At 63.5% G+C, this 8557-nt stretch carries 8 protein-coding genes; 1 reads left to right on the top strand and 7 read right to left on the bottom strand.

Annotated elements, in window-relative coordinates; all coding sequences use genetic code 11:
- Positions 1-297, top strand: a 297-nt coding sequence (locus P8Y64_12300; GenBank protein ID MEJ2061246.1) for a zinc ribbon-containing protein, incomplete at its 5' end; no start/stop codon positions are given.
- Positions 298-704: 407 nt separating this feature from the next.
- Here P8Y64_12300 and lnt read toward each other — a convergent pair.
- From lnt to P8Y64_12335, 7 genes are all read right to left on the bottom strand, one after another.
- Entirely contained in the window at positions 705-2219 is a 1515-nt protein-coding gene (lnt, locus tag P8Y64_12305; GenBank protein MEJ2061247.1) for an apolipoprotein N-acyltransferase, read from the bottom strand.
- A complete protein-coding gene (locus P8Y64_12310) occupies positions 2216-3037 on the bottom strand; it encodes a transporter associated domain-containing protein (protein ID MEJ2061248.1) in 822 nt (273 codons plus the stop codon). Before P8Y64_12310 ends, lnt begins: the two co-directional genes overlap by 4 nt.
- Before the next feature lie 97 nt (positions 3038-3134).
- Positions 3135-3599 carry an rRNA maturation RNase YbeY gene (gene ybeY / locus P8Y64_12315; protein MEJ2061249.1) on the bottom strand — a complete coding sequence of 155 codons (465 nt, stop codon included), beginning with the start codon at positions 3597-3599 and terminating at the stop codon, positions 3135-3137.
- Complete coding sequence (locus tag P8Y64_12320; protein ID MEJ2061250.1) at positions 3592-4566, bottom strand: PhoH family protein; 975 nt, start codon at positions 4564-4566, stop codon at positions 3592-3594. The genes ybeY and P8Y64_12320 overlap by 8 nt, the downstream gene beginning before the upstream one ends.
- A 33-nt stretch (positions 4567-4599) precedes the next feature.
- Positions 4600-5991, bottom strand: a complete 1392-nt coding sequence (gene miaB, locus P8Y64_12325) for a tRNA (N6-isopentenyl adenosine(37)-C2)-methylthiotransferase MiaB (protein ID MEJ2061251.1) — start codon at positions 5989-5991, stop codon at positions 4600-4602.
- A gap of 236 nt (positions 5992-6227) precedes the next feature.
- A complete protein-coding gene (gene galE, locus P8Y64_12330; GenBank protein ID MEJ2061252.1) occupies positions 6228-7199 on the bottom strand; it encodes a UDP-glucose 4-epimerase GalE in 972 nt (323 codons plus the stop codon).
- A gap of 3 nt (positions 7200-7202) precedes the next feature.
- Complete coding sequence (locus P8Y64_12335; protein MEJ2061253.1) at positions 7203-8555, bottom strand: phosphomannomutase; 1353 nt, start codon at positions 8553-8555, stop codon at positions 7203-7205.
- Between the last annotated feature and the right edge of the window lie 2 nt (positions 8556-8557).

Consider the following 8557-nt stretch of genomic DNA (forward strand, 5'->3'; position numbering starts at 1 on the left):
TACGTGGAACGGACCGGCAGGGAATACAGCAGCTGGTTCTACATCGACACCAAACTGATCGAGGCCCGCCTCCTCGACCTCATCACCTCCGTCGCCGACAAGACCAGCGTCCAGCTCGCCGCCCTGGCGCAGCGCGCCCGCGAGAGCAGCACCTGGCACACCGGCGAAATCACCGGCCCGGGCGCCCTGCGCTGCCAGAACTGCGGGGAGATCCTGCATTTCACCAAGACCAGCCACATCCCGCCCTGCCCCAAGTGCAAGGGGACGAGTTTTGTTCGGGAAAAGGGTGAGGAATAAACAGTGAGGAGTTAGGTGTAAGGCGTAAGGAGGAGGTATGTCTTTTCACCTCACGCCTCACTTCTCTCATCTTACCAATACCCCCGTTCCGCCTTGCCGAGCAGCCGGTGGCTTGCAGGGTCAGCCCGGCAAGGACGCCGGGCTGAGGTTCGTCACGACAGGACGTCGTGTCGAACCGACCCGTCGCAAGTAGGCGGATGCGAGGGTAGCCCGTAGGGCCAAGGCGGTGGGGGCGCATTTCTTTCGTCCCTTTCTTTATGCGAGTAAAGAAAGGGACTCGCACGCAGCAAATACCGTTGGATAAGAACAACCAATCTTAAGGCGTGCGAAACAGTGCCACCCGCCTATCTAACGGGACTCAGAGCGCGCGAATCAATGCCACGCACCTAATCTAACAGTACTCGCCCTCAGTCCTCACGCCTTACCCTTCCCCACACCCACGGCCCCAACACCAGCAGCACAAGCATCAGAATCACCGGCGTGTTACCGAACCGCGTGTAAGGCGTCTCGCCCTGCATCGGCACGGCCTCGCCCTGCAGAGCTTCCTGCTTGAACTGGTCGGCCTCGGCCACGATGCGGCCCTGGGCGTTGATGATGGCGGAGATGCCGGTATTGGTCGCGCGCAGCAGCCAGCGCCCGGTCTCCAGCGCCCTCAGGCGCGCGATCTCCAGATGCTGATGCGGCGCCAGCGAGTCCCCGAACCAGGCGTCGTTGCTCACGTTCACCAGCAACTGCGCCTTGGGCAGGGCGCGCCGGACCTCGCTGGCGAAGGCGTCCTCGTAGCAGATGCTCACCCCCACCGGATACTTCCCGGCCTGCAACACGGCGCCGCCCGGCCCGGGTGAGAGATTCGACATGGGCACGTCGAAGAACTTGTAGGCCCAGCCCAGCAGCGGCTTGAGAGGGAAATACTCGCCGAAGGGCACCAGGTGGCGTTTGAAATAGAACTCGGGCTGCGGATTGAACGCCACCACCGCGTTGTAGATCTCGCCGTTGTGCTCGTCGCGATAAAAGATGCCGGTCAGCAGCGTACCGCCGTGGCTGTGCACTTCATTGGCCAGCGGTGCCAGATAGTCATTGTCGACGTCCCTGAAATAGGAAGGGATCGCCGTCTCGGGCCAGACGATCAGGGTGCTGCCGAAATTCGTTTCGGTCATTTCCCGATAGCGCCTGAGGGTGCGCGGATACCAGGCGGGATTCCATTTTTCCTGCTGGGGCACGTTGCCCTGCACCAGCGTGACCTGGATCGGCTTGCCCGCCGGCCGGGTCCAGTCGATCTGGCCCAGCCCGGCCGAGCCGGCCCAGATCGCCACCAGCACCACGCCCGCGAGCAACGCCCGGCGGATACCGCCGGTCGCCATGATCACGACCAGGCCGGCACTCAGCGCGGTCAGCCAGCCGGCCAGGTATTCCCCGCCCACCGGCACGCTGCCGCCCAACCAGGTGACCACCTGGGCCTGCCCCAGCAACAGCCAGGGGAAGCCGGTGAACAACCAGCCGCGCAGCCACTCGAACAGCACCCACACGGCGGGAAAGATGATCAGCAGCCGGATGGCAGGAGCGCGGCCGTCGCTCAGACGATGCGCCAGCCAGCCCACCAGCATCGGGTACAGCGACATCGCGAGTACGAACAACAGGGTGAAAAACCAGGCCAGTGGCGCCACGGCGGCACCAAACTGGTGAATGCTGTAATAAATCCAGGAAATGCCGAGCCCGAACTGCCCCAGCCCGAACAGGTAACCGCGCCACGCGGCCCGGGCGCGGCCGGCCTTGAGCCAGGTCAGGAACAGCAGTGCGGGAGAGAGCACGGCGAACGGCCACAGCTTGTAAGGGGCGTACGCCAGAACCAGCGTACCACCCGCGAACAAGGCGAACAGGTCGGCGAGCAGCGGACGCTCGGCTGGCCAGTGGATGAATCTCACGGGGTTTCGGCAGGCTGGCCATCACCGCGGATGACCTCGATCAGATGCACGCGCCGCTTGTCGGCGCGCAACACCTTGATGAGCAACTGATCGAGGGTGAGGATTTCGTCGCGCTTGGGGACGTGCCCGAAACGGTTCACCACCAGACCGCCGATGGTGTCGAAATCCTCCGTATCGAACTGCGTGCCGAAGGACTCGTTGAAGTCCTCCAGCGGGGTCAACGCCTTGACGGTGTAACGGCCATCGCCGTGATCCAGGATGTTCAGCAGATCGTCGATGAGATCGTGCTCGTCCTCGATGTCGCCCACGATCTGCTCGAGCACATCCTCGATGGTCACCAGGCCGGCGACACCGCCGTACTCGTCGACGACGATGGCCATGTGGTTGCGGCCGTGCCGGAATTCCTTGAGCAGCACGTTCAGGCGTTTGCTTTCCGGTATGAAAACGGCGGGACGCATGATGTCGTCGATGTCGAACGATTCCTCGTAAGCATCACAAAAATAACGCAGCAGGTCCTTGGCAAGCAGGATGCCTTCCACCTCGTCGCGGCTGTCGCCGATCACGGGGAACCGCGAATGCGCCGAATCGATGATGATCGGCAGTATCTGCTGCAGATTCATGTCGCGCTCGACGACCTCCATTTGCGCACGCGGAATCATGATGTCGCGCACCTGCATGTCGGAGACATGCAGAATGCCCTCGACCATGCCGATGGCGTCGATGTCCAGCAGGTCCTGCCGCTGGGCAGCGTGAAGAAGCTCTATCAGTTGTTCACGGCTTCGGGGTTCGCCTGAAAGCGCCAGCGAAAGGCGCTCCATCCAGTGTTTCCCGAAGCCGGTCGGAGGTCGATCGTCCATTCAGTTCCGTAACGTGGACCGGATCATCACAGCGCCCTTAAAGGCGAAGAATGAGCGGTCACTCATAGGGGTCGGCATAGCCTAACCGCGCCAAGATTTCGATTTCAAGCGACTCCATGCGCTCGGCGTCGGCCTCTGAAATGTGGTCATAACCCTGCAAATGCAACAGGCCATGCACCACCATGTGTGCCCAATGCGCCTCCTGCGTCTTGGACTGTTCCTGCGCCTCTCGGTTCACAACCGGTGCACAAATAACCAGGTCGCCCAGATACGGCGCACCTTCGACGTTCGTCGGCTGCTCGAACGGGAACGACAATACGTTGGTCGGGTTCGGTTTTTGCCGGTACTGCCCGTTCAACTCGGCGCTTTCCGCTTCGTCCACGATGCGTATTCCCACCTCGGTTTCGCCTTCGCCCAGCCATGCGGCGCGAGCCCAGCGCTCCAGCGCCTCGTCATCCGGCACGAGCGCCTCGCTGGCATGCTGGATCGCCACGTGCAGCAATGTGAGATGACGATCAGGCATCGCCCTCGGAATCACCGTCATAAGCCTGCACGATGCGTGCCACGAGCGGGTGGCGCACCACGTCGCGCGCTTTGAAGAAGGTAAAGCTCACCCCTTCCACGTCCTTCAGCACCTCGATGACGTGGCGCAGGCCAGAGGTCTGGTGATGCGGCAGATCCACCTGGGTGACATCGCCCGTCACTACCGCCCGCGAGCCGAAACCGATGCGGGTAAGGAACATCTTCATCTGCTCGATGGAGGTGTTCTGCGCCTCGTCGAGGATGATGAAGGCATCGTTCAACGTGCGCCCGCGCATAAAGGCAAGCGGCGCCACCTCGATCACGCTGCGCTCGATCAGCTTGGCCACCTTCTCGAAGCCCAGCAGCTCGTACAGTGCGTCGTACATGGGGCGCAGATACGGGTCGACCTTCTGCACCAGATCGCCGGGCAGAAAGCCCAGGCGCTCGCCCGCCTCCACCGCCGGGCGCACCAGCACCAGACGGCGCACCTCGTCGCGCTCCAGGGCCTCCACGGCGCTCGCCACCGCAAGATAGGTCTTGCCGGTGCCGGCCGGGCCGATGCCGAAATTCAGGTCGTGGCTGCGGATCGCCTGCAGGTAGTGCATCTGGCTGGGCGTGCGCCCGCGCACCACGCCGCTCCGCAGCCGCAGGGTCACGTCCTCGGCCGGCGGCTCGTAGGCATCAGGCGCCTCCTGAGCACCCTTGGACTGCAGCGCCAGATGCACGTCATGGGTCGAGAGCGTCTGCTCGCCGGCCAGGGTATACAGGTACTCCAGCACATCGGCGGTCAGGCGTGCCGCCACCGGCTCGCCGATCACGTCGAAGTGATAGCCGCGGTTGTTGATCTCCACGCCCAGGCGCCGTTCGATCAGGCGCAGGTGCTCGTCGAACTGCCCGCAGAGATTCGCCAGACTGGTGTTGTCCGGCGGCTGCAGCTCGAGGCTGAGAGAGGCGGGATGAACTTCCAAGTGTCGGTCTATCCGGTAACGGTCGGAACGAAATCAGGCAAACGCCGCAGCGGGTGCATCCACCAGCTCGCCGCGCAGCGAATTGGGCATCGCCTCGGTGATGCGCACCTCGGCGAAACCGCCGATCAATGCACCGTCACCGGCGAAGTTCACCACCCGGTTGTTCTCGGTGCGCCCGGCCAGCATGGTCTCATCCTTGCGTGAACGGCCGGTGACGAGCACGCGCTCGACGCCGCCCACCATGGCCCGGCTGATGGCCTGCGCCTGTTCGTTGATGCGCGCCTGCAGGCGCTGCAGGCGTTCGTGCTTCACCCCGGCCGGCGTGTCGTCCGCCAGCGAGGCCGCCGGCGTACCGGGACGCGGGCTGTAGATGAAACTGAAGCTCTGGTCGAATCCGACCTCGTCAATGAGGCGCATGGTGGCCTCGAAATCGGCGTCCGTCTCGCCCGGGAAACCGATGATGAAATCCGAGGACAGGGAAATGTCCGGGCGCACCTCGCGCAGGCGGCGGATCTTGGACTTGTACTCCAGCGCCGTGTGGCCGCGCTTCATGGCCGCCAGGATGCGGTCCGAACCGCTCTGCACAGGCAGGTGCAGATGACTGACCAGCTGCGGCACCTCGGCATAGGCCTGGATCAGCGAATCGGAAAACTCCACCGGATGGGAGGTGGTGTAGCGGATGCGCTCAATGCCATCGACCGCCGCCACGTAGTTGATCAGCAGTGCCAGGTCGGCTTCGACCTCTGTTCCCGACTCGGTTCTACCGCCGCCATCCCTGGCGGCGTCGCCGTCGTGCATGCGCCCGCGATAGGCGTTCACGTTCTGGCCCAACAGATTGATCTCGCGCACGCCCTGCTCCGCCAGGCGCGCAACCTCGGCCAGCACGTCGTCGAACGGGCGGCTCACCTCCTCGCCACGGGTGTAGGGCACCACGCAGAAGGTGCAGTACTTGCTGCAACCCTCCATCACCGACACGAAGGCGGTCGGACCCTCGGCGCGCGGCTCCGGCAGGTGGTCGAACTTCTCGATCTCCGGGAAGCTCACGTCCACCACGCTCTCGTGCTGTTCGCGTACCTGGCGCACCATCTCCGGCAGGCGGTGCAGGGTCTGCGGGCCGAACACGATGTCCACGTATGGCGCCCGGGCGCGCAGGGACTCGCCCTCCTGGGACGCCACGCAGCCGCCCACGCCGATCACCAGATCGGGCTTGTGCTCCTTCAGCGGACGCCACACGCCCAGCTGCGAAAAGACCTTTTCCTGCGCCTTTTCGCGAATCGAGCAGGTGTTGAGCAGGATGACGTCGGCCTCTTCCGGATTATCGGTAGGCTCCAGGCCCTCCGATGCCTTGAGCACGTCCAGCATCTTGCCGGAGTCGTACTCGTTCATCTGGCAGCCGTGCGTCTGTATGAAAACCTTGCGTGTCATGATCTCGTGCCGGTACCGCAAAAGCGGCGGAAAATCGAACCGACAATTATAGCGCAATCAAGGGGTAAGGCGTTACCCGACCCACCGGAACTCAGCCTCAGTGACTAACAGGTTGTTGTTGTCGCTCAGGCGAGCGCGAGAGAAGGAAAAATCGGGCAAGAAAGCGCAGTTTACAAACTGTAAATGAGCATTTCGAGCACGAGTTTGACGCCCTATCGTGCCGGATGAGTAGACAACTACGGCCTGTTAAGCTCCCATTGCCAGGCATGGGCGATGAGGGTTTCAAGATCGGCATAGCGGGGCTGCCAACCGAGCTCGGCGCAGATGCGGGCCGAATCGGCAACCAGCACGGCCGGATCCCCGGGGCGCCGTTCGCCTTCCCGAACGTTGATCTCGCGCCCGGTGACCTGGCGGGCCATATCGATCACCGCCTGCACGGAAAACCCCTGGCCGTTGCCGAGGTTGTAACGTGCGCTTTCACCGCCTTCGGCCAGCTGCTCCACGGCCAGCAGGTGCGCATCGCAAAGATCGCTCACGTGGATATAGTCGCGCACGCAGGTGCCATCCGGCGTCCGGTAGTCGCGCCCGAAAACCGTGATGGCATCACGCCGCCCCGAGGCGGCCTGGAGCACCAGCGGGATCAAATGGGTCTCCGGCTCGTGGCGTTCACCCAACTCACCCTCAGGGTCGGCCCCGGCGGCATTGAAATAACGCAGGCAGACGGATTTCAGTCCGTAGGCTGTGTCGTAGTCTTCCAGCATCTGCTCCACCATGAGCTTGCTATGCCCATAGGGGTTGATCGGCCGGCACGGGTGGGCCTCGTCGATGGGCGTGTACTCGGGCTCACCGAACACCGCCGCGGTGGAGGAAAAAATAAAGCGGGAAATCCCATGGCGCACCATGGCATCCAGCAGCACCTGCGTATGGCTGACGTTATTGCGGTAATACTTGCCCGGTTCGCGCACCGATTCGCCGACCTGGATATAGCCCGCGAAATGCATGACCGCGTCGAACCCGCTGCCGGAAAGCAGCTTGCCCAGCAGGGCCGCGTCGCCGAGGTTGCCTTCGACGAACTCACCGTAGCGCACCGCATCCCGGTAGCCCTGTGACAAATCGTCCAGGGTCACCACGTCGTGGCCGGCCCGGTGGAGGGCCTTGACCATATGCGAGCCGATATAACCGGCGCCACCGACGACCAGTATCTTCATATTTTACTTTTCAATTAGCGCACGCAGTTCGGCGGTGCGCGTTGTCATCAGTTTCTGATCGCCCCGCGCTTCGACATTCAGGCGCAGCACCGGCTCCGTGTTGGAGGCGCGCAGGTTGAAGCGCCAGTCGGCGAATTCCATGCTCAGGCCGTCTACCCGCTCGATGTGCGGCTGCTCGTTTTCGAAGTGCCGTTCGATGGCGGCCACCTTCGCCGCCGTGTCATCGACGCGGAAATTGATCTCGCCGCTGCACGGGTATGCCGCGACACGCTCGTCCACCAGCTCGGACAGCGGCTTGCCGCTGACGGACATCAGCTCGGCCACCAGCAGCCAGGGGATCATGCCGCTGTCGCAGTAGGCGAAGTCGCGGAAATAATGGTGCGCGGACATCTCACCGCCGTAGACCGCGTCTTCGGCGCGCATGCGCGCCTTGATGAAGGCGTGACCGGTCTTGCTCTGCACCGGCACGCCGCCCAGCGCCTCGACCATGTCGCGCGTATTCCAGGTCAGGCGCGGATCATGGACGATCTTCTCGCCGGGATGCTTGCGCAAGAAGGCCTCGGCCAGCAGGCCGACGATGTAATAACCCTCGATGAAGTCGCCGCGTTCGTCGAAGAAAAAGCAGCGGTCGAAGTCGCCGTCCCAGGCGATGCCCAGGTCCGCGCCATGCTGGATGACGGCCTCGGACGTGGCACTGCGGTTCTCCGGCAGCAGCGGATTGGGGATGCCGTTGGGGAAGCTGCCGTCGGGTTCATGCTGGATCTTGATGAACTCGAACGGCAGATGGGATTCGATGGCATCGACCACCAGACCCGCGCCGCCGTTGCCGGCGTTGACGACGATGCGCAGCGGCTTGAGGGCGGCAGGATCGACATATCCCAGCAGGTGCTGGACGAAGGCCTCCCGGTTATCCAGGGGATGCAGCTCGCCACGTCGGCCAACCTCGTCGAACCGTCCCGCGCGTGCCAGCTGTTCGATCTCCTGCAGTCCGTCATCGCCGCTGATCGGGCGGGCGCCCTCGCGCACCAGCTTCATGCCGTTGTAGCCCAACGGGTTGTGACTGGCCGTGACCATGATGCCGCCGTCCATGTCGTGGTGAAACGTGGCGAAATACACCTCTTCGGTCCCGCACAGGCCGAGGTCATAGACATCCGCACCACCATCCATCAGGCCGTTGGCGAGCGCCGCGCACAATGTCTCGCTGGACTCGCGCACGTCGCGCCCCACCACCACGCGCCCGGGGTTCAAATAAGCGGCATAGGCGCGCCCGATGCGATAGGCCAGATCTTCGTCCAGCTCCTCGGGCACACGGCCGCGGATGTCGTAGGCCTTGAAGGGATCAGCGGCCATAGACATCG

The organism is Gammaproteobacteria bacterium (assembly GCA_037388465.1).
Lineage (GTDB): Bacteria > Pseudomonadota > Gammaproteobacteria > SpSt-1174 > SpSt-1174 > JARRKE01.